Annotated in this window: 17 protein-coding genes; 10 read left to right on the forward strand and 7 right to left on the reverse strand. The window is 69.6% G+C overall.

The annotated features are described in order from the left end of the window. Positions 1–189: WXG100 family type VII secretion target (locus ACF073_RS41020; RefSeq protein ID WP_392076660.1), on the forward strand; the 189-nt coding region annotated here is incomplete at its 5' end. A 296-nt stretch (positions 190–485) separates the two neighbouring features. On the opposite strand, the gene ACF073_RS41025 is transcribed toward ACF073_RS41020, so the two are convergent. From ACF073_RS41025 to eccCa, 4 genes are all read right to left on the reverse strand, one after another. Further along, on the reverse strand, positions 486–1,118 hold the full coding sequence (locus tag ACF073_RS41025; RefSeq protein ID WP_392076661.1) for a hypothetical protein: 633 nt from the start codon (positions 1,116–1,118) through the stop codon (positions 486–488). 67 nt (positions 1,119–1,185) lie between these two features. Beyond that, the gene (locus ACF073_RS41030; RefSeq protein ID WP_392076662.1) at positions 1,186–3,468 is read right to left on the reverse strand and encodes a hypothetical protein; all 2,283 of its coding nucleotides are present in this window, start codon (positions 3,466–3,468) and stop codon (positions 1,186–1,188) included. Positions 3,469–3,473: 5 nt separating this feature from the next. After that, complete coding sequence (locus ACF073_RS41035; RefSeq protein WP_392076663.1) at positions 3,474–3,923, reverse strand: hypothetical protein; 450 nt, start codon at positions 3,921–3,923, stop codon at positions 3,474–3,476. Between the two features lie 70 nt (positions 3,924–3,993). Then, a complete protein-coding gene (gene eccCa / locus ACF073_RS41040; protein ID WP_392076665.1) occupies positions 3,994–7,959 on the reverse strand; it encodes a type VII secretion protein EccCa in 3,966 nt (1,321 codons plus the stop codon). Between the two features lie 300 nt (positions 7,960–8,259). Here eccCa and eccD point away from each other — a divergent pair, with 300 nt between their 5' ends. Further along, positions 8,260–9,762 (forward strand): type VII secretion integral membrane protein EccD, encoded by a 1,503-nt coding sequence (eccD, locus tag ACF073_RS41045; RefSeq protein WP_392076677.1) that lies wholly within the window; start codon positions 8,260–8,262, stop codon positions 9,760–9,762. An 80-nt stretch (positions 9,763–9,842) separates the two neighbouring features. Here the strand turns inward: eccD and ACF073_RS41050 are convergent, their stop codons facing one another. Continuing rightward, positions 9,843–10,136 carry a DUF397 domain-containing protein gene (locus ACF073_RS41050; RefSeq protein WP_392076666.1) on the reverse strand — a complete coding sequence of 98 codons (294 nt, stop codon included), beginning with the start codon at positions 10,134–10,136 and terminating at the stop codon, positions 9,843–9,845. 275 nt (positions 10,137–10,411) lie between these two features. Between ACF073_RS41050 and rpsO the strand changes: the two genes are divergently transcribed. The 5 genes from rpsO (at position 10,412) to ACF073_RS41075 (ending at position 15,935) form a co-directional block, all read left to right on the forward strand. After that, positions 10,412–10,699: a 30S ribosomal protein S15 gene (gene rpsO / locus ACF073_RS41055; protein ID WP_392076667.1), complete on the forward strand. Its 288-nt coding sequence runs from the start codon at positions 10,412–10,414 to the stop codon at positions 10,697–10,699. Between the two features lie 394 nt (positions 10,700–11,093). After that, positions 11,094–13,313, forward strand: coding sequence for a polyribonucleotide nucleotidyltransferase (locus ACF073_RS41060; protein WP_392076668.1), 2,220 nt, complete (start codon positions 11,094–11,096; stop codon positions 13,311–13,313). Next, positions 13,310–14,689: a M16 family metallopeptidase gene (locus tag ACF073_RS41065; protein WP_392076669.1), complete on the forward strand. Its 1,380-nt coding sequence runs from the start codon at positions 13,310–13,312 to the stop codon at positions 14,687–14,689. Before ACF073_RS41060 ends, ACF073_RS41065 begins: the two co-directional genes overlap by 4 nt. A 26-nt stretch (positions 14,690–14,715) precedes the next feature. Then, positions 14,716–15,468 carry a 4-hydroxy-tetrahydrodipicolinate reductase gene (dapB, locus tag ACF073_RS41070; RefSeq protein ID WP_392076670.1) on the forward strand — a complete coding sequence of 251 codons (753 nt, stop codon included), beginning with the start codon at positions 14,716–14,718 and terminating at the stop codon, positions 15,466–15,468. Between the two features lie 14 nt (positions 15,469–15,482). Then, positions 15,483–15,935: a hypothetical protein gene (locus tag ACF073_RS41075; RefSeq protein ID WP_392076671.1), complete on the forward strand. Its 453-nt coding sequence runs from the start codon at positions 15,483–15,485 to the stop codon at positions 15,933–15,935. Positions 15,936–16,117: 182 nt separating this feature from the next. Here the strand turns inward: ACF073_RS41075 and ACF073_RS41080 are convergent, their stop codons facing one another. Together ACF073_RS41080 and ACF073_RS41085 are read right to left on the reverse strand one after the other, a co-directional pair. Continuing rightward, positions 16,118–16,672, reverse strand: coding sequence for a hypothetical protein (locus ACF073_RS41080; protein ID WP_392076672.1), 555 nt, complete (start codon positions 16,670–16,672; stop codon positions 16,118–16,120). Positions 16,673–16,788: 116 nt separating this feature from the next. After that, positions 16,789–17,025, reverse strand: coding sequence for a hypothetical protein (locus ACF073_RS41085; protein WP_392076673.1), 237 nt, complete (start codon positions 17,023–17,025; stop codon positions 16,789–16,791). Positions 17,026–17,230: 205 nt separating this feature from the next. On the opposite strand from ACF073_RS41085, the gene thyX reads away from it, so the two are divergent. From thyX to ACF073_RS41100, 3 genes are all read left to right on the forward strand, one after another. Continuing rightward, positions 17,231–17,959, forward strand: coding sequence for an FAD-dependent thymidylate synthase (gene thyX / locus ACF073_RS41090; RefSeq protein ID WP_392076674.1), 729 nt, complete (start codon positions 17,231–17,233; stop codon positions 17,957–17,959). 236 nt (positions 17,960–18,195) lie between these two features. After that, complete coding sequence (gene dapA / locus ACF073_RS41095) at positions 18,196–19,095, forward strand: 4-hydroxy-tetrahydrodipicolinate synthase (RefSeq protein ID WP_392076675.1); 900 nt, start codon at positions 18,196–18,198, stop codon at positions 19,093–19,095. A 152-nt stretch (positions 19,096–19,247) separates the two neighbouring features. After that, positions 19,248–20,933, forward strand: coding sequence for a ribonuclease J (locus ACF073_RS41100; RefSeq protein ID WP_392076676.1), 1,686 nt, complete (start codon positions 19,248–19,250; stop codon positions 20,931–20,933). Positions 20,934–21,216 lie beyond the last annotated feature (283 nt).

Consider the following 21,216-nt stretch of genomic DNA (forward strand, 5'->3'; position numbering starts at 1 on the left):
CAGAAGGTCGCCGGTGTGGCGAGCATGTGGGAGGGCGAGGCCCACAACGCGTACACCGAGCAGCAGGCGTCCTGGGACCGTGAGGCCAAGGGCATCCACGAGGCGCTCATGGCCATCGGCCGGGTCGTCCACGCGGCCGGCGGTGACTACCAGGGCGGCGACCGCAAGGCCGCCAGCTACTTCATGTAGGTCGGCTTCACCGGGCACCGGACCGGTCGAGCCAGGGTGGTAGGGGTGGGCACGCACGGGAGGTGCCCACCCTCCGCCATGCCCGACGCCCCCAGCGGAGCGAACCCGCACACTCTTGATCGTCGCCCGAGCGCCGCGCTACATCGCGCGCAGCGCGGACAGCCAGTACGCCCCTCCTGCTCGACGCCGACGCGATCAAGGAGGCGGAGCGGGAGCGGGTGGTCCGGAACCGGTGACGCGTCCGCTCTCTTCGCCGGCGGCGACTACTCGCGACTGCTCGGCCTTCCGGCACGCGATCATCGGGAAGGCACGTCTGCCGGCAGACCGGCTTCCGAAACGCAGTCCGCTGTCTGGGCCACCTTTCGGGAGACCGAGTTCAGGATCTCCATGCGGTCCTTGTCGACGTTGTCGCCCCGCATCTTTCCGGCAGGCGAGAAAAGCTCGCCTTTCACGTACTTCGTGTCGCCGATGAAGGCATCCCTGGACGGCGCTTCGGTGGGGCACCGGAAGAAGAGGTCAGCTCCGTTGGGCCCTACCCGGGCATAAAGCCCCAATGGATAAGTGGAACTGGTAGATCCTGATTGCTTTTTCGGGCTCGAAGGATGGGTGCGCGATGCCAGGAACCTGATCTCGAGCAAGGGTTCCCCGCTGTCATCGCCCGACTTGTACACCCAGCACGCGCTCCGCTTCTCGTACGAGTCGTGCAGCTGCCTGACAGCATTCTCCAGCGAGAAAGTGGGAGACTCCGCTGCCGCGTTCGACCCGCCGGACTCGTCGAATGTGTCCGTGCCGGCCAATCGCCGCAACGCCTCCGCTGCCGAGGTGTCGAATGCTCCGTCACACACCTCGCTCGCGGTCACCCCGGTGCCTGGATCTTTCGATTTCCCTTTTCCGGAGTGACCACTGCACCCACCGGCAAGGAGCGCCACCGCCGTGAGTAAAAGGGCGACCCTGCGTGTACGGCGTCCTGGAATTCGCTGCACTTTCCGTCCTCGGTTAGTCTTTGTACGGAGGTCGGCCACGGTAGTCGTTCTCATGGGATCCGGTACCCAGGTAGCTGTTCTTCATTTCTTGGATCCACTGCTGGTCGTCGGATACGCCCTTCGCCTCCGGATGACCTTTGAAGTACGAGTCGTAGGTCGATCCGATGTCGTCGACGCCGCGGGCGTAGAACCGTCGACTGGTCATCTGCGAAGGAACAAGCGGATCGGATTCCGCATCGTCCGTGCCCTTGTCGATCGCGTGTCCGAGCAGGGTGTTCGCCGCGTTGGTGATCGTGTCGGCGGCGACGGGGGCGATGACGACCGCGGCGGCCGTCGAACCGGGCAGTGGGACGGAGGCGACACCACCTGCGACCACTGCTCCGACCATCAGCTTCTTCCAGTCGGCCGACCGGCCCAGCGCCTTGTTCGCATCCTCGGAGTTCTCGCCGTAGGTCGTCGTTGCCTGTTCCACGCGAGAGTTGTCGAGGATTCCGCGGGCTTCCGCACCCACCGACATGATGTCCCGAGCATGGTTCATGTTGGATTCGCTGGTCGGCGGATGGGCATCCAGCATGCTCAGGGTGTAGAGATGCTGGGCTGCCGTCACGGCCTTGTGCGCGTGCTCGTCCTGCCCGAGAACGCTCAGGAAATCGATCGCGCCCTGGTTTCCGAACTGCGCACGCCCGCCATATCGCGCGGGAAAGTCGCCGGTGTCCTTGCTGTGATCGCCCATACCGGAAAGCTCGTAGTCGATGTCATCGATGTAAGCACCGGCCATCTTGCCCAGACTGTCGGCGAGTTCAGGCTGATCGTGCAGCATCGCCGGTCCTTGGCCGCCCCCGTAGAGGTAGGCGATCTGCTCCATGATGCCCGCCGTCGCCGACGTTCGGCGGTCGCCTGCCACGACGTCCTTCGGTGAGGCATCGGCTGAGTATCCAATGGTGGCCGCCTCCAGAGCACGGCCGAGGGCGTTGCGCCCCGCGACATAGTCGCGATTGCCGTCCAAGGTGTGGTCGGACACCCAGACGCGCTCTGTCGTCAGGTACTTCAGATGGTCGTTGACCTCGGAGTCCTTGTTGACCGTGGCGCCAGCCCCGTGCGGCTGGGCGAAGAACTGTGTCGACGCGTCAGGGTTGTGGCCGAGGGCTTCCAGGAAGCCTGTCACGGGGTCGCGACCGCGGTCGTTCTTGTGGCCCCAGTAATTGAGGTCACCTTGATCAAGGTTGTTGATCCATGCGTTGATGCCCTGGCCGTTCATCTTCTTGTCGTAGGCGAGGAGCTTGTCGCCGTAGTCGTTGAGGAACTGGTCGTCGTAGTCACCGAAACGCATGAGGTTACTCATGACCGCGTAACCCGTCGGATTGCTCGCGTCGTCGATCCCAAGCTGGTCGGGACCCAGCCGGATCATCTGTTTCTCCCAGCCCTGCACCGTGTCGCTGTCCGAGAGAGTGGCAAGACCGATCGTGGTCCCGAGGTTCTTCTGGAGCTGTTTGGCCTGCTTGGCGCGGTCGGGGTCGTAAGTGCCCTGGTAGGGATCGGCGATGCCGGCCCAGAAGGCGAGTGTCCGCTTCGGGCCGGCCTGCGTGGCGAACTCTTCCGCGAAGAGAGGATCGTCCTTGTACTTGGCCAAGGTGGAGTTGAGCGAGGCGAGCTCTGTGTTCGTCACGTCATGCGGGTTCTTCGCGAGAATCTTGGCCATGCGGTCGGCGTCCGCGATGGCCTTGGCGGCTTCGTCCCGATTCTCGTAGTGGGCGCCGGAGAAGCCGTATGCGGCCTGGTCGACGAGGAGTTTGAGCGCCTTGGCCGCCGTGTTGTCGCTCTCGGTCGCCTTGTTGAGGATGCGTTGCACCTCGTTGCGCAGGTCCTCGACGTCCTTCTGGCTGATCGCGCCGGTCTTGCCACTCGGGTCGGAGGCCCAGTCGGGACGAGGATTCCCCGTGACGGTGAAGGTGCCGTGGCCGGTGTCGATGACGGTGCAGTACTTGTACGGGTCGCGCTCAAGGGTCTCGTTCAGCTGGGCGCGGTAGTCGACGAGTTCACCGCGGGTGTCCTTGAGTATCTTCGTGATGGAGTCGGCCTGGGTGTGCGCGTCAGCGAACTCCTGGGCGGTCTTGCCGATGAATTCGCGGCTCACCTGGGCGTTGACACCGGCCCAGTGGGCCTTGTCCGCTTTGGCCTTGAGGTTGTTCCGGGCGTCCTTTTCGAGGGCGGCGAGCTTCTTCGTCATCTGTTCCCAGTCGGTGATGGCCTCACCGAGCTGAGAGAAGTTGCCATGACGTAACGCGTCGAGATCCACAGCCGTCAGTTGCCCTTCCGCTCGTCGAATCCCCGGTCCAGCTGAGAAATGCTGCTGAGGGTGCCGGCGATGGAGGTGTCGTCCGCGGCGTGCTGGTTCTCGGTGTAGCGCAGGTGGTTGGAGATGTGGGCGCAGGCGTCCAGCAGGGTCTGCACCTGGTCGACCCAGCGCTCGGCGACGTGATCCAGGGCGGAGCCGAGGGCGAAGCCCTCGCTCCTCAGCCCCCCGGCCGCCTTCATCGAGGAGATGCGGGCGTGATCGCTGTAACGCCCCAAGTCCTCGAACAGGTCATGTGCCGCGGACCCGATGGAGGCGAGGTCCCTCTGGTGGACGGTGAGATCACCCCGTGCACCGCCCCCGCCCCCACCGCCGGGAGCCAGCTGATCGAGTCGCGTCTGCGTCGACCGTCCCCGCGCGGTCTCCGCCTTCAGCTGCTCCCACTCGTCCCACGCCATGCCGGACCTCCCCGGAGTGCCCTTCGCCCCGCGGCGAAGGCGCCGTCAAACCTACCGGCGCCGCGCAGCCTCAGTACTCCACATCCACCAACCCCGTCTGGACCAACGGCTTCCCCCGCTTCCGGGACACGAAGACGCCGCGGCCCGCCGGCATCGGGCGGGGGCGGACGCCGCCGAGGATGTCGCCCTCGGCCGGGTCGCCGGCCAGGATCAGGCCCTGGGCGCCGAGTTCCTTCATGCGCTGCATGAACGGCTCGTAGGAGGCGCGGCCCGCGCCCGCGGAGGAGCGGGCGATGATGAAGCGCACGCCGACGTCGCGGGCGAACGGCAGCATCTCGGTCAGTCCGCTGAGCGGGTTGCCGCTGGACGTGGAGACCAGGTCGTAGTCGTCGATGACGACGAAGACCTGCGGGCCCCGCCACCAGCTCCGGTCGCGCAGCTGCTGCGCGGTGACGTCGGCGGTGGGCGTGCGGCGCTGCATGAGGTCGGCCAGCGCCGCCATGTGGTGTTCCATCTGGCTCGACATCGGGATGTACTCCGCCAGGTGCGAGGCGGGCGTGATGTCCAGCAGCGCGCGGCGGTTGTCCACGACGAAGAACTTCGCCTCGTCGCCGCCGTAGCGCAGGGTCAGCTGCTTGATCAGCAGCCGCAGCAGGTTGGACTTGCCGGACTCGCTCTCGCCGAAGACGAGGAAGAACGGGTCCTGGTCGAAGTCGACGAAGACCGGCTCCAGGTTCTCCTCGTCCAGCGCGAAGGCGACGCCCCGCTGCCGGAAGCGGTCGCCCGGCGGCAGCTGGACCGCCTCCAGCTGGCGCGGCAGCAGCCGTACCTTGGGGGCGCCCGGCGCCTGCCAGTGGCGCCCGACCTCGGTGGTCAGCGCCGCCGTGGCCTCGGCCAGGTCGGTGTCGGAGGTGAGGCCGTCGATGCGCGGCACCGCCGCCATGAAGTGCAGCTTCTGCGGGGAGAGACCGCGGCCGGGGACGCCGGCGGGGACGTTCGCCGCCACCTTGCGGTCGATCTCCGAGTCCATCACGTCACCCAGGCGCAGCTCCAGGCGGTTCATCAGGTGGTCCTTGAGGTTCGCCCGGACCTCCATCGAGCGGGACGCCGTGATGACGACGTGGATGCCGTAACCGAGGCCGCGCGCGGCGATGTCCAGGACCGCCGGTTCCAGCGCCTCGTAGTCCGTACGGAAGTTGCCCCAGCCGTCGACGATCAGGAAGACGTCGCCCCAGGGCTGGTCGGTGACCGAGATGTCACCGCGGGCACGCCGGGCGCGGAAGTCGGCGATCGAGGCGATGCCGGCCGTGCGGAAGTACTCCTCGCGGCGGGTCAGGACGCCGTACACCTCGGAGACCGTGCGGCGCACGCGCTCCGGGTCGAGCCGGGAGGCGATGCCGCCGACGTGCGGCAGGCCGTCCACCGCGGCCATACCGCCGCCACCGAAGTCGAGGCCGTAGAACTGCACCTCGTACGGTGTGTGGGTGAGCGCGAAGGAGCAGATGAGGCTGCGCAGGAAGGTGGACTTGCCGGACTGTGGGCCGCCGATGATCTGCATATGGCCCGCCGCGCCCGAGAAGTCGAGCGTGAGACGGTCACGGCGCTGCTCGTACGGCTTGTCGACCAGGCCGACCGGGACGACCAGGCGTCCCGCGCCCTCGTAGCCGGGCTGGGTCAGCCCGCGGCCCTGTACCGCCGCGAGGCCCGGCAGCAGCGCGTCCAGCGCCGGGGGGCTCTCCAGCGGCGGCAGCCACACCTGGTGCGCCGCCGGGCCCTGCGCCTCCAGCCGGCGCACGATCACGTCGAGGACCGTGTCGGCCAGCGCCTCGTCCACCTCGGGCTCGGACGGTGTGCGCTGCTGCGGGATCGCGTTGTAGTGCACCGGCACCTCGGTGGCCGTGAACAGCACGGGCCGCCGGTCCAGCGGGAGCTGCCCGCCGGGCAGGGCCGTCCGCTGCGTCCCCGAGCGGTACACGCCGGAGACGTACGCCGCCTTGAAGCGGAGCATCTCGTCGGTGCCGAACTTCAGGAAGCCGGAACCGGGGACGTTCGGGAGTTCGTAGGCGTCGGGGACACCGAGCGCGGCGCGGGACTCGGCCGCTGAGAAGGTACGCAGACCGATCCGGTAGGAGAGGTACGTCTCCAGGCCGCGCAGCCGGCCCTCCTCCAGGCGCTGCGAAGCCAGCAGCAGATGCACGCCGAGCGAGCGGCCGATACGGCCGATCTGCACGAACATCTCGATGAAGTCGGGCTTCGCCGTCAGCAGCTCGCTGAACTCGTCGATCACGAGGACCAGGGAGGGGATCGGCTGGAGCGGGGCGCCCGCCGCGCGCGCCTTCTCGTAGTCGTGGATGTTGGCGTAGTTGCCCGCGTCGCGCAGCAGCTCCTGGCGGCGGTTCAGCTCGCCGCGGATCGAGTCGCCCATGCGGTCGACCAGGGTGAGGTCGTCGGCGAGGTTGGTGATGACCGCCGCCACGTGCGGCATCTGGGCCATGCCGGCGAAGGTGGCGCCGCCCTTGAAGTCCGCGAGGACGAAGTTCAGGGTCTCCGAGGAGTGGGTGACCGCGAGGCCGAGCACCAGGGTGCGCAGCAGCTCGGACTTGCCGGAGCCGGTCGCGCCGACGCACAGGCCGTGCGGGCCCATGCCCTCCTGCGCGGCCTCCTTCAGGTCGAGCATCACGGGCCGGCCGTCCTCGCCGAGACCGATCGGCACCCGCAGCCGTTCCGCGAGCGCGCGCGGGCGCCAGGTCCGCTTGGTGTCGACGGAGGCCGCGTCGCCGAGTCCCAGCAGGTCGGTGAATTCCAGGTTGGCGAGGAGCGGTTCGTCGTCGTCGCCGCCCGAGGCCATGCGCAGCGGCGCGAGCTGCCGGGACAGCGCCTCGGCCGACTCGTAGGAGAGGGCGTCCGGGCTGCCCTCGTACACCTCGCCGTGCCCGGACTCCAGGCGCAGCAGGCCGGGCTGTACGACGATGGACAGGTCGCCGCCCGCCGTCGTCAGCTCGCCGGGCACGACCTCGACCACCGTGACGCCCTGCAGGCCCTCCGGGTTGGCCAGTACCGAGTCGGGCAGCAGGGACAGGTCGTCGAGGACGAGCACGATGTGCGGCTCGTCCATCAGCGGTGCGGCGCCGGGATGGAAGCGGGGCCGGCCGTTCAGCCGGGTCGCCAGCAGGTCCTCCAGCTCGCGCGGGTCGGTGCCGATCAGCCGGCGCGAACCCGCGCCGTCCACGGCACCGGGCGCCTGCACATGCGGCAGCCACTTCGCCCAGTCCCAGTGCGGCAGCGCCTCCCGGCCGGCGGCCACCGCGATGATCAGGTCCTGCGGGGTGTGCAGCGAGGCCAGCGAGCCGACCAGGGCGCGGGCCGAGGACCGTACGGACTGCGGTTCACCGCTGACCGTGACGTGGTAGAAGGCGCGCAGCGACACCGCCATCGGCAGATCGCCCACGGAGTGGTGGGCGGCGAGGAACCGCTGCATCGCGCCCGCGGTCAGCGGCTCCAGCTGCTCCACCGGGCCCGTCTCCGGGGCGATGAGCGGCGTCGCCAGCGGCTGCGGGCCCAGGCCGACGCGGACATGCGCGAAGTCCTCGTCGCCCGGCCGCCGCTCCCAGACCCGGCTGCCCTCGGCGACGAGCGCCCAGAGCTGCTCGGGGGAGGGGTGCAGGTAGTACTGCGCGTCGCGCTGGGTCTTCGCCGTGGTCACGGCCGACCTGCGGGTCTGCGACAGATAGCTGAGGTAGTCGCGGCGCATGTCGGCCAGCTGGCCCTGGGAGCCGCGCCGGAAACGGACCACCATCGCGATGGACATGGCCACCGTCGAGGCGATCATGATCATGCCCATGATCTTCATGAACGGCTGGCCGTTCGTGAAGAAGAAGACCACCGAGCCGCCCATGCCCAGCGTGGGCAGGAGCTGCATCAGCACGCTCTCCTGATGCCCCCGCGGCAATTCCGGCGGTGGCTGGACAACAACCTCTTCCGTGGGCACTTCGGACGGAAGCGCCCTAGGGGGGCGCTTGACGACAATCTGGCTCACCGCTCACCAATTCCCTTGCCCGACCCAGGCGTTCCGCCCGCCGCCCCGTGTCCGGCGAGCGCAGGCCGCCGCGTGATCCTACTGAGTTCACCCGGCACGGGTGAGCGGTAGGGTGCCGGATGTTCGCGTGAGCACACGCCGAGCAGGGCGGATATACGGGGACATACCCCTCATCGAAGAGGGGGATCGGCCCCGGGATCCCGCCGCGTGGCACCCGTGTCACCGACTGCCGGGCAAACCGGCACGGGACCTTCACGACATAGACGCACCACCACCACTGAGGGGGAGCAGCAGGTGAGCATGACGGCCGCCGCCACCGGCGGACCCGGGACGGGAGCCCCTTCCGGATCCGGCACCGGACTCGGCTTCTGCCGGGTCACCATCGTCGCGCCGGACAGCCGTATCGACGTGGCACTGCCCGACGACGTCCCGGTCGCCGACCTCTATCCGGAGATCCTCCGGCTGTCCCAGCAGAGTCCGGCGACGGGCGCCCCGGTCGGCTACCACCTCGTCCGCACCGACGGCACCGTGCTGGACAGCGCCCGCTCCTTCGCCGCCCAGCGCATTCTCGACGGTGAGCTCCTCACCCTGCGCCCCTTCGCGGAGTCCCTGCCGCCGGCCGTCTTCGACGACGTCGCCGACGCCGTCGCCTCCGCCGTCACCCGGCAGCACAAGCTGTGGAGCGGCGACCTGACCCGGGCCGCCGGCCTCGTCGGCGGGGGCGTGCTGCCCACGCTGCTCGCGTTCGTCGCCTGGACCTCCGACCCGCGCCACGACATGCACGGCCTGGCCGGCATCCTCGCCGCGGTCACCGGCGTCCTGCTGGTCGTGCTCTCCGCGGTCCGCGCCCGCGTCTACGACGACCGCGGCTCCGCCCTCGCCCTAGGCCTCGGCGCGCTGCCCGGCATCGGCGTCGCCGGCAGCGGCCTGCTGCCCCTCGGCGCCGGCGAGGGCATCGGCAGACTCCAGTTCCTGCTGGCTTGCGCGGCGGTCCTCGTCGCCGCCCTGGTCCTCACCCTGTGCTCACCGCACGGTGACGGCCCCTTCGTCGCGTTCGTGTTCGCCTCGGCGGTCGCCCTGGTCGTCGTCTTCATCGCGACCCTCGCGAACTGGGCCCCCCGGGAGACGGCCGGCCTGTGCGCGCCCGTCGCCGTCGGCGCGCTCGCCTTCCTGCCCAGCATGTCCATGCGGTTCGCCCGGCTGCCGATCGGCTTCGAGAACCCCAGCAGCGGCACCACCCGCTCCGCCTACGGCACCGAGTCCGCCCCGCAGGAGCCGGTGGACGCCGAGCGCATCGGGGCGCAGGCGCGACGCGGCCACGAACTCCTCGTCGGCCTGGTCGGCGGCTGCGCCCTGCTCGCCGTCGGCGCCTCGGCCGTGCTGGGTTTCTCCGACGACATCTGGGCCCAGCTGCTCGCGCTCGCCACCGGCATCGCGATGCTCATGCGCGCCGGCCTCTTCCGCTACACCGCCCAGGTCGCCTCCGTGCTGGCCGCCGGCCTCGGCTCCCTGGTCCTGCTGGGCCTCGGCCTCGCCCTGAACCCGCCCCGGCGCATCATGGTCGCGGCGCTGGCCGGCGACCGCACCGATCTCGACATCCGCACCATCTGGCTGATCGCGGTCATCGCCCTGGCCACCGCCCTGGTCACCGCGCTGGGCCTGATCCTGCCGCGCGGCGGCCTGACCCCCTTCTGGGGCCGCTTCCTGGAGATCTGCGAGGCCTTCGTCCTGCTGACGCTGATCCCGCTCACCCTGGCCGTCTTCGACGTGTACGCGACGGCCCGGTCCATGACCAGCAAATAGGCGCCCCGCGCACACACCGGGCCCCGGCTCACGAGGAGCCGGGGCCCGGTGTCGTCGTGAGCCGGGGCCCGGCCCGCGCCTCACGGCACGTCGAGCCCGCCGTTGTGCGCCATGGGCTTCAGATCGAACTCCCCGTCCCGTGCCCCCAGCACGAACGCCCGCCACTCCGCCTCGGTGTAGCGCAGCACGGTGTCCGGATCGAGGGAGGACCGCATCGCCACCGCGCCGGCGGGCAGGTGCGCGATCTCCACCCGCTCCTCGTGCTCCTCCGCGCCCGGCGCGCAGTGCCACTCCACGCCCGAGATGTCGAGCGCGTAGAGTTCGTCCCGCTCCCGCTCCTTGCGCGCCTTGATCTCCGCTTCCGTCTCCGCCATCGTGCAGCGACCCCTTCCCGAGGTAGGTACGGTCCCGGCGTTCACCCTAGCGGCGCAGCCCCTGCCGCCAGGACGATTCACCGACCGGGCGCAAGGCCCCCGCCATCGCCTGGTACCCTCAGTGACGGCCGTTTGTGTACGCACCCCCGGATCCCCCGAAAGGGCGGAGTTCCGGAGGCCGCGCCCTACGGATCCCGCCTCCCGAGTTACGGAAGCTCCCCCGCGATGAAGACCGGGGGCGCTCGGTGGGCACTCACAGACTATGAGGAGTACGCGTGTCGCTCGACGCCGCAGTGAAGAAGCAGATCATCTCCGAGTTCGGTACCAAGGAGGGCGACACCGGCTCCCCCGAGGTCCAGGTCGCGCTGCTCTCCCGTCGGATCTCCGACCTGACGGAGCACCTCAAGACCCACAAGCACGACCACCACTCCCGTCGTGGCCTGCTGATCCTGGTCGGTCAGCGCCGTCGCCTGCTGCAGTACCTGGCGAAGAAGGACATCACGCGCTTCCGTGCGCTGGTCGACCGCCTCGGCATCCGCCGTGGTGCGGCGGGCGCCAAGTAAGTCGCCGTGAGGGGAGCGGTTCCCGGAAGCACCCGGGGACCGCTCCCTTTGCCGTATACGGGACGCCCTCGTCGTGGGGGCGGAAACGTGCGGAGTGTCACTCACGCTTTGTAGTGTGGTAGCACAACGCAATACGCACGACACAGAACGACGTACGACTCAGCACCACGTACGACCTGAGAACCACGGACGCCTCCGAACGGCGTTCGACACAGAACGAGGAGAAGCGCACCTAGCCGCCGCCGGTCCTCGGTAGTGGCCCCCGGGGGGAAGCGAGCCCCGGGTGCTTCGATCGAAGACCGGCCCGCACAGCCCGGCGCGCTTCTCCGCGACCGTCCCCCTGCCACACGGGCAGCCGAGGGACGAAAGACGACAAGTAACGGAGAAAACGCTAGTGGAGAACGAGACCCACTACGCCGAGGCCGTCATCGACAATGGCGCCTTCGGTACCCGCACCATCCGCTTCGAGACGGGCCGCCTGGCCAAGCAGGCCGCCGGCTCCGCCGTGGCGTACCTGGACGACGACACCATGGTGCTGTCGGCCACCACCGCCTCCAAGAACCCCAAGGACCAGCTCGACTTCTTCCCCCTCACGGTGGACGTCGAGGAGCGGATGTACGCCGCCGGCAAGATCCCCGGCAGCTTCTTCCGCCGTGAGGGCCGGCCGTCCGAGGACGCCATCCTCACCTGCCGCCTGATCGACCGCCCGCTGCGCCCGTCCTTCAAGAAGGGCCTGCGCAACGAGATCCAGGTCGTCGCCACGATCATGGCGCTCAACCCCGACCACCTGTACGACGTCGTGGCGATCAACGCCGCCTCCGCGTCCACGCAGCTGGCCGGCCTGCCCTTCTCCGGCCCGATCGGCGGCGTCCGCGTCGCGCTGATCCGCGGCCAGTGGGTCGCGTTCCCGACCCACACCGAGCTGGAGGACGCCGTCTTCGACATGGTCGTCGCCGGCCGTGTCCTGGAGGACGGCGACGTCGCGATCATGATGGTCGAGGCCGAGGCCACCGACAAGACCATCACGCTGGTCGAGGGCGGCTCCGAGGCGCCGACCGAGGAGGTCGTCGCCGCGGGCCTCGAGGCCGCGAAGCCCTTCATCAAGGTCCTGTGCCGCGCCCAGGCCGACCTCGCCGCCAAGGCCGCCAAGCCGACCGGCGAGTTCCCGATCTTCCTGGACTACCAGGACGACGTCCTGGAGGCCCTGACCGCGGCCGTCCGCCCCGAGCTGGCCCAGGCGCTGACCATCGCCGGCAAGCAGGAGCGCGAGGCCGAGCTGGACCGCGTCAAGGCGCTCGCCGCCGAGAAGCTCCTGCCGGAGTTCGAGGGCCGCGAGAAGGAGATCTCCGCCGCGTACCGCTCGCTCACCAAGCAGCTGGTCCGCGAGCGCGTGATCAAGGAGAAGAAGCGCATCGACGGCCGCGGTGTCACCGACATCCGCACCCTGGCCGCCGAGGTCGAGGCGATCCCGCGGGTGCACGGCTCCGCGGTGTTCGAGCGTGGCGAGACCCAGATCCTGGGCGTCACCACCCTCAACATGCTCCGCATGGAGCAGCAGCTGGACACCCTCTCCCCGGTGACCCGCAAGCGCTACATGCACAACTACAACTTCCCGCCGTACTCCACCGGTGAGACCGGCCGCGTCGGTTCGCCGAAGCGCCGCGAGATCGGCCACGGCGCCCTCGCCGAGCGCGCCCTCGTGCCGGTGCTGCCGACGCGCGAGGAGTTCCCCTACGCGATCCGCCAGGTCTCCGAGGCGCTGAGCTCCAACGGCTCGACGTCCATGGGCTCGGTCTGCGCCTCCACCATGTCGCTGCTGAACGCCGGTGTGCCCCTGAAGGCCCCGGTCGCCGGTATCGCCATGGGCCTGATCTCCCAGGACATCGACGGCGAGACGCACTACGTCACCCTCACCGACATCCTCGGTGCGGAGGACGCCTTCGGCGACATGGACTTCAAGGTCGCCGGCACGAAGGACTTCGTGACCGCCCTCCAGCTCGACACCAAGCTGGACGGCATCCCGGCCTCCGTCCTGGCCGCGGCCCTCAAGCAGGCCCGCGACGCCCGCCTGCACATCCTCGACGTGATGATGGAGGCCATCGACCGTCCGGACGAGATGTCCCCGAACGCTCCGCGGATCATCACCGTCAAGATCCCGGTCGACAAGATCGGTGAGGTCATCGGCCCGAAGGGCAAGATGATCAACCAGATCCAGGAGGACACCGGCGCCGAGATCACGATCGAGGACGACGGCACGATCTACATCGGCGCCTCCGACGGCCCGGCCGCCGAGGCCGCCCGCGCCACGATCAACGGCATCGCCAACCCGACGATGCCCGAGGTCGGCGAGCGCTACCTGGGTACGGTCGTGAAGACGACCACCTTCGGTGCGTTCGTCTCCCTGCTGCCCGGCAAGGACGGTCTGCTGCACATCTCGCAGATCCGCAAGCTCGCCGGCGGCAAGCGCGTGGAGAACGTCGAGGACGTCCTCGGTGTGGGCCAGAAGGTCCAGGTCGAGATCGCCGAGATCGACTCCCGCGGCAAGCTCTCCCTCATCCCGGTGATCGAGGGCGAGGAAGGCTCTGACGAGGCGAAGGACGACGCCGAGCAGTGACGTCCCGTAGCTCCAAGGTGACGGCCCGCCCCTCTTCGGAGGCGCGGGCCGTCGCCCGTACCCAAACCCTCATCAAGGGCCGGAACGGCATCGGCACGGTCCGCAAGACCACCCTCCCGGGCGGCCTGCGCATCGTCACCGAGACCCTGCCCTCGGTCCGCTCCGCGACGTTCGGGATCTGGGCGCACGTAGGCTCCCGCGACGAGACGCCGTCCCTGAACGGCGCCACGCACTACCTGGAGCACCTGCTCTTCAAGGGCACGGCGAAGCGCAGCGCGCTGGACATCTCCTCCGCGCTCGACGCGGTCGGCGGCGAGATGAACGCGTTCACGGCCAAGGAGTACACGTGCTACTACGCGCGCGTGCTCGACACCGACCTGCCCCTCGCCATGGATGTCGTCTGCGACATGCTGACCGGCTCGCGGATCCTCGAAGAGGACGTCGACGTCGAGCGCGGCGCGATCCTCGAAGAGATCGCCATGACCGAGGACGACCCCGGCGACTGCGTGCACGACCTGTTCGCGCACACCATGTTCGGCGACAACGCCCTGGGCCGCCCGGTCCTCGGCACGGTCGACACGGTCAACGCCCTCACCGCCGACCGCATCCGCCGCTTCTACAAGAAGCACTACGACCCGACCCACCTCGTGGTCGCCTGCGCCGGCAACATCGACCACGCCAAGGTCGTCCGCCAGGTCCGCGCCGCCTTCGAGAAGGCGGGCGCCTTCAAGAACCAGGACGCGCAGCCCATCGGCCCGCGCGCCGGACGCCGTACGATCCGCACCTCGGGCAAGGTCGACATGCTCGGCCGCAAGACCGAGCAGGCGCACATCGTCCTCGGCGTGCCCGGCCTCGCCCGTACCGACGACCGCCGCTGGGCCATGGGCGTGCTCAACACCGCCCTCGGCGGCGGCATGTCCTCCCGCCTCTTCCAGGAGGTCCGGGAGAAGCGCGGCCTCGCCTACAGCGTGTACTCCTACACCTCCGGCTTCGCCGACTGCGGCCTGTTCGGTGTCTACGCGGGCTGCCGGCCCAGCCAGGTGCACGACGTGCTGCGCATCTGCCGCGACGAACTGGACCAGGTCGCGCAGAACGGTCTCACCGACGACGAGATCGCCCGTGCCATCGGCCAGCTCCGGGGCTCCACGGTCCTGGGCCTCGAGGACACCGGCGCGCTGATGAACCGCATCGGCAAGAGCGAGCTGTGCTGGGGCGAGCAGATGTCGGTGGACGACATGCTGGGGAAGATAGCCGCGGTCACCCCGGACGAGGTCCGCGCGGTCGCCCGCGACATCCTGGGACAGCGTCCGTCACTGTCGGTCATCGGCCCGCTCAAGGACAAGCAGGCCGCCCGGCTGCACGACGCGGTCGCCTGAAACACCACCGGTTAGGAAGCAGGAACATGAGCAAGCTGCGCGTGGCGGTCCTCGGTGCCAAGGGCCGGATCGGATCCGAGGCGGTCAAGGCGGTCGAGGCCGCCGAGGACATGGAACTGGTCGCCGCCCTCGGCCGGGGCGACCGGCTGGAGACGCTGGCGGAGACCGGCGCCCAGGTCGCCGTCGAGCTGACCACCCCCGCCTCGGTCATGGGCAACCTCGACTTCTGCGTGCGGCACGGCATCCACGCCGTCGTCGGTACGACGGGCTGGACCGAGGACCGCCTCGCGCAGCTGGGCGGCTGGCTCGCCCAGTCCCCGGAGACCGGCGTGCTCATCGCGCCGAACTTCTCCATCGGGGCCGTGCTCACGATGAAGTTCGCGCAGATCGCCGCGCCGTACTTCGAGTCGGTCGAGGTGGTGGAGCTGCACCACCCGAACAAGGTGGACGCCCCCTCCGGCACCGCCACGCGCACCGCCCAGCTCATCGCCGAGGCCCGCCGGGCGGCCGGCACGGCCCCGGCACCGGACGCCACCGTCACCGCCCTGGACGGCGCGCGGGGCGCCGACGTGGACGGCGTCCCCGTGCACGCCGTCCGCCTGCGCGGCCTCCTGGCCCACCAGGAGGTCCTGCTCGGCGCCGAGGGCGAGACCCTCACCATCCGCCACGACTCCCTCCACCACAGCAGCTTCATGCCGGGCATCCTGCTCGGCGCCCGCCGCGTGGTGACCACTCCGGGCCTCACCTTCGGCCTGGAACACTTCCTCGACCTGAGCTGAGACCGACTCCTGCGATGCGCGCGAAGATCACCTACCTCGTCACGGCCGCCGTCCTGGTCTTCTACTTCGTCCTGGTCGGCAGCCGCGGCGTCATGCTCATCCAGTCCGGCACGGTCCTCACCGTCACCTTCGGCGTGGCGGTGCTGATCCTGCCGGTCATCGGCGTGTGGTTCCTGTGGAAGAACACCCAGTTCGTCCGCAAGGCCAACCAGCTCGCCGCCGAACTCGACGCCGAGGGCGCCCTGCCGGTCGACGAGCTGAAGCGTCTCCCCAGCGGCCGGGTCGACCGAGACTCGGCCGACGAGGTCTTCGCCAGGCGCAAGGCCGAGACGGAGGCGTCCCCCGACGACTGGCGCTGCTGGTTCCGGCTGGCCGTGGCCTACCACGACGCCCGCGACACCCCACGCGCCCGCAAGGCGATGCAACGCGCCATCGCCCTGCACGACGGCAGACCGGTACCGGCCTGAGACCGGCCGGTACGGCACCGGACCCGGTACGGCACCGGACCCGGTACGGCGCCGGACAGCTGGGTTCCCGATCCCGTCCGGCAGCCCGTAGGCCACCGGTGCCGTTGGCGGGAGGCGTTCCCGTACGCCGAAGGGGCCGGTCCACCACCTCGGTGGACCGGCCCCTTCGCCCGTGCTCCGGATCAGCCGCGCCGGTTCTCCGCGGCCCATGCCTCCACCGTGTCCGCCGCCCGGTCGAAGGCCGCCGGCCGGCCCAGGAAGTCCAGGCTGTGCGTGGTCAGCAGCGGCGCGCTGTCCTCGGCCCCGCGGTCCGTGCGGACCAGTGCCAGTGCCTGGCCCTGCACCGTGCGCGGCAGACCCAGCCAGCGCACCGGCTGCTGCACCGTCCGCACCGAGGCGACCTGCGGCCACGGCACCGTACGCGTCAGCAGGAGACCGGTCCTGCGCAGCCCGCGTCTGCTCACCCACACGCCCATGCGCAGCAGCCGCAGCGCCCCGGCGACGAGCGCGAGGCCCGTGACGAGGACCACCCAGGCAGCGGAGGGCGAGCCGGTCAGCGCGATGAGCACCGCGGAGAACAGCACGAACGAGGCGAGCAGCAGCCCCAGCGCGGCCGCGCCCACGCGCCAGGGTCCGGGCCGGTAGGGGCGCCGCCAGCGGTCGGGGTCGTCGTACGGCAGCGCACTCTCGGCCGCTGTGTCGAAGGCGCGGTCGGCCGTCAGGAAGGGCAGGGGCACGGCTGGTCCTCACTCGCTCCTCGCAGGGGCTGTGCCCGGTGAGGCTATCCGGCCGTGTTGCCGCCCACCAGCCGTGAGGGGCCGGAAGGGTAGGGGCCCGTGCTCAGGGCCCGCGCTCAGTGCCCCTGGGACGCCTGGGACTCCTGAGCCGGATGACCGGACGGTGTGGAGAGCGCCGGGGTGCCGAGGACCAGGGCACCCGTGATCCCGGCGACGAGGGTGAGCCCCAGCAGCCAGCGCCCGGCTATCTCGCCGAAGGACGCCCGGCGACGGGGCGGGGGAGTGACATTGCTGCGGAACCGGTCCGTCTCGGCCAGGAAGGCGAAGGGTACGGGCTCGCGCCGACGGAACATCGTGGTCGCCGCTCCTCTCGGAGTCGAAGATCGAACGTACAGGGCTTACCGGTACAGACGATCGGGTGGCGCAAATGGTGCCCTTGTCGGCAAAATTCACCGGTGCGTTTTCCGGGACGAGGCGCCGGGCTGTCGTCCGGACCACCGCCGGGCGCCCCGTAAGGTGGTCGCCGACCAGAGAAGTGATGGAAGGACCCGCACTCCCGTGACCAGCCCCGAGTCGCTCACGTTCCGCAGCGACGTCACCGTCGAGCTGGTGAAGTCCAGCGCTTCGGACGCCGACGTGCTCTTCGCCGCCCGTGTCTCCACCGCCGGCGAGCAGTCCCTGGACGAGCTGAAGAAGGACCCCGAGCGCTCCAAGGGCCTGATCAACTACCTGATGCGCGACCGGCACGGCAGCCCGTTCGAGCACAACTCGATGACGTTCTTCATCAGCGCCCCGATCTTCGTCTTCCGCGAGTTCATGCGGCACCGCGTCGGGTGGTCGTACAACGAGGAGTCCGGCCGCTACCGCGAGCTCGAGCCGGTCTTCTACGTCCCCGACACCTCCCGCAAGCTCGTGCAGGAGGGCCGCCCGGGCAAGTACGTCTTCGTCGAGGGCACCCCGGCCCAGCACGAGGCCGTGAGCACCACCCTGCGGGACTCCTACGAGCACGCCTACACGGCCTACCAGAAGCTCCTCGCCGAGGGCGTCGCCCGCGAGGTGGCCCGCGCGGCCCTCCCGGTCGGCCTCTACTCCTCGATGTACGCCACCTGCAACGCGCGCTCCCTGATGCACTTCCTCGGCCTGCGCACCCAGCACGAGCTGGCCAAGGTGCCGTCCTTCCCGCAGCGGGAGATCGAGATGGTCGGCGAGAAGATGGAGGCGGAGTGGGCCGGGCTCATGCCGCTGACGCACGCCGCCTTCAACGCGAACGGCCGCGTGGCCCCGTAGCCACCGGGTTCTCCCCGCCGGGTAGCCGCAGGGTCCTCCCCGCCGGGAGACGGGCATACGGATCAGCCGGGCGAAGTGTCCGTATTGCGGCATTTACATAAGTTCATCTAGCCTGATCAAACGGACCCGGCACTGCTTGAACCCCCGAGCAGGCAGTGCCGGGCTCCTTCTTTGTCCTGACTTTCCCGACACCCCACGGGCACACCTCGTATCGAGCACCGAGTAGCGTGTTACCCATGGCTCCGACCTCGACTCCGCAGACCCCCTTCGGGCGGGTCCTCACCGCCATGGTCACGCCCTTCACGGCGGACGGCGCACTCGACCTCGACGGCGCGCAGCGGCTCGCCGCCCACCTGGTGGACGCAGGCAACGACGGCCTGATCGTCAACGGCACCACCGGCGAGTCCCCCACCACCAGTGACGCGGAGAAATCGGACCTCGTACGAGCCGTCCTGGAGGCCGTCGGCGACCGCGCCCACGTGGTCGCCGGGGTCGGCACCAACGACACCCGCCACAGCGTCGAGCTGGCCCGCGAGGCCGAGCGCGTCGGCGCCCACGGCCTCCTGGTCGTCACGCCGTACTACAACAAGCCCCCGCAGGAGGGCCTGTACCGGCACTTCACGACCGTCGCCGACGCCACGGGCCTGCCGGTCATGCTCTACGACATCCCCGGCCGCAGCGGCGTCCCGATCAACAGCGAGACGCTGGTCAGGCTCGCCGAGCACCCCCGGATCGTCGCCAACAAGGACGCCAAGGGCGACCTCGGCCGCGCCAGCTGGGCCATCGCCCAGTCCGGCCTCGCCTGGTACTCCGGCGACGACATGCTCAACCTGCCGCTCCTCTCCGTGGGCGCGGTCGGCTTCGTCTCGGTCGTCGGCCACGTCGTCACCCCGGACCTGCGCAGCCTCGTCGAGGCGTACGTCTCGGGGGACGTCGTCAAGGCCACCGAGATCCACCAGAAGCTGCTCCCGGTCTACACCGGCATGTTCCGCACCCAGGGCGTCATGACCACCAAGGCCGCCCTGGCCCTTCAGGGCCTGCCCGGTGGGCCGCTGCGCTCGCCCATGGTCGAGTGCTCGCCCGAGGAGATCGCCCAGCTCAAGATCGATCTTGCCGCCGGCGGGGTACAGCTCTGACAACAGACTTGGCACCACACGGGCTTCACAACTGAAGAACAACAGAAGACGCAGGGCACCGGTGCCTGCATCACAACGACAACTGCTTCGCACGAACGTCATGCGCGCCACGTGCCGTACCGGTACGTGGCGCGTGTGGTGAGGAGAGTCTTTTGAGTCATCCGCATCCTGAACTCGGCTCCCCGCCGCCGCTCCCCGAGGGCGGCCTGCGGGTCACCCCGCTCGGCGGGCTCGGCGAGATCGGCCGGAACATGACGGTCTTCGAATACGGCGGCCGCCTGCTGATCGTCGACTGCGGAGTGCTCTTCCCCGAGGAGGAGCAGCCCGGAATCGACCTGATCCTGCCGGACTTCTCGTCCATCCGGGACCGCCTCGACGACATCGAGGGCATCGTCCTCACGCACGGCCACGAGGACCACATCGGCGGCGTCCCCTTCCTGCTCCGCGAGAAGCCGGACATCCCCCTGATCGGCTCCAAGCTCACGCTCGCCCTCATCGAGGCCAAGCTCCAGGAGCACCGGATCCGCCCGTACACCCTGGAGGTGGCGGAGGGGAACCGCGAGCGCATCGGGCCCTTCGACTGCGAGTTCGTCGCCGTCAACCACTCCATCCCGGACGCGCTGGCCGTCGCCATCCGCACCCCCGCCGGCATGGTGGTGCACACCGGCGACTTCAAGATGGACCAGCTCCCGCTGGACAACCGCCTCACCGACCTGCACGCCTTCGCACGGCTGAGCGAAGAGGGCATCGACCTTCTTCTCTCCGACTCGACGAACGCCGAGGTCCCGGGCTTCGTCCCGCCCGAGCGCGACATCTCCAACGTCCTGCGCCAGGTCTTCGCGGGTGCCCGCAAGCGGATCATCGTGGCGAGCTTCGCCAGCCACGTCCACCGCATCCAGCAGATCCTGGACGCGGCCCACGAGTACGGCCGCCGGGTCGCCTTCGTCGGCCGCTCGATGGTCCGCAACATGGGCATCGCCAGGGACCTGGGCTACCTGAAGGTCCCGCCGGGCCTGGTGGTCGACGTCAAGACGCTGGACGACCTGCCGGACAGCCAGGTGGTCCTGGTCTGCACGGGCTCCCAGGGCGAGCCGATGGCGGCCCTGTCCCGCATGGCCAACCGCGACCACCAGATCCGCATCGTCGACGGCGACACGGTCATCCTGGCCTCGTCGCTGATCCCCGGCAACGAGAACGCGGTCTACCGCGTGATCAACGGCCTCACCCGCTGGGGCGCCCACGTCGTCCACAAGGGCAACGCCAAGGTGCACGTCTCCGGCCATGCGTCCGCGGGCGAGCTGCTGTACTTCTACAACATCTGCCGCCCGAAGAACCTGATGCCGGTCCACGGCGAATGGCGCCATCTGCGCGCCAACGCCGAGCTGGGCGCGCTCACGGGTGTGCCGCACGACCGGATCGTCATCGCCGAGGACGGCGTGGCGGTCGACCTGGTCGAGGGCAAGGCCAGGATCTCCGGCAAGGTCCAGGCCGGCTACGTCTACGTCGACGGGCTCTCCGTCGGTGACGTCGGCGAGCCGGCGCTCAAGGACCGCAAGATCCTCGGCGACGAAGGCATCATCTCGGTCTTCGTGGTCGTGGACTCCTCCACCGGAAAGATCACCGGCGGTCCGCACGTGCAGGCCCGCGGCTCCGGTATCGAGGACTCGGCCTTCGCCGCCGTGCTGCCGAAGGTCACAGAGGTCCTGGAGCGGTCCGCTCAGGACGGCGTCGTGGAGCCCCACCAGCTCCAGCAGCTCATCCGCAGGACCCTCGGCAAGTGGGTCTCGGACACCTACCGCCGCAGGCCGATGATCCTCCCGGTGGTCGTGGAGGTCTGACGCCCCGTCGGTGCGGGCCAGGAGCGGGGCGTCTCGATTTGCATCGGGGCGCCCCGCTCCAGTACGTTTACGGCTCCGCCCGACCGGGAACCCCAGCACTTCACGTGCTGGACATGGACACCTGGAGCGGGTGGGAAACCGACTCAGAACTTCTGATAAAGTCGGAGCCGCCGGAAAGGGAAACGCGAAAGCGGAAACCTGGAAAGCACCCGAGGAAATCAGAACGGAAACGGTCTGATAGAGTCGGAACCGCCGGAAAGGGAAACGCGAGAGCGAGAACCTG

It is taken from the genome of Streptomyces sp. NPDC015171 (assembly GCF_043079545.1).
Lineage (GTDB): Bacteria > Actinomycetota > Actinomycetes > Streptomycetales > Streptomycetaceae > Streptomyces.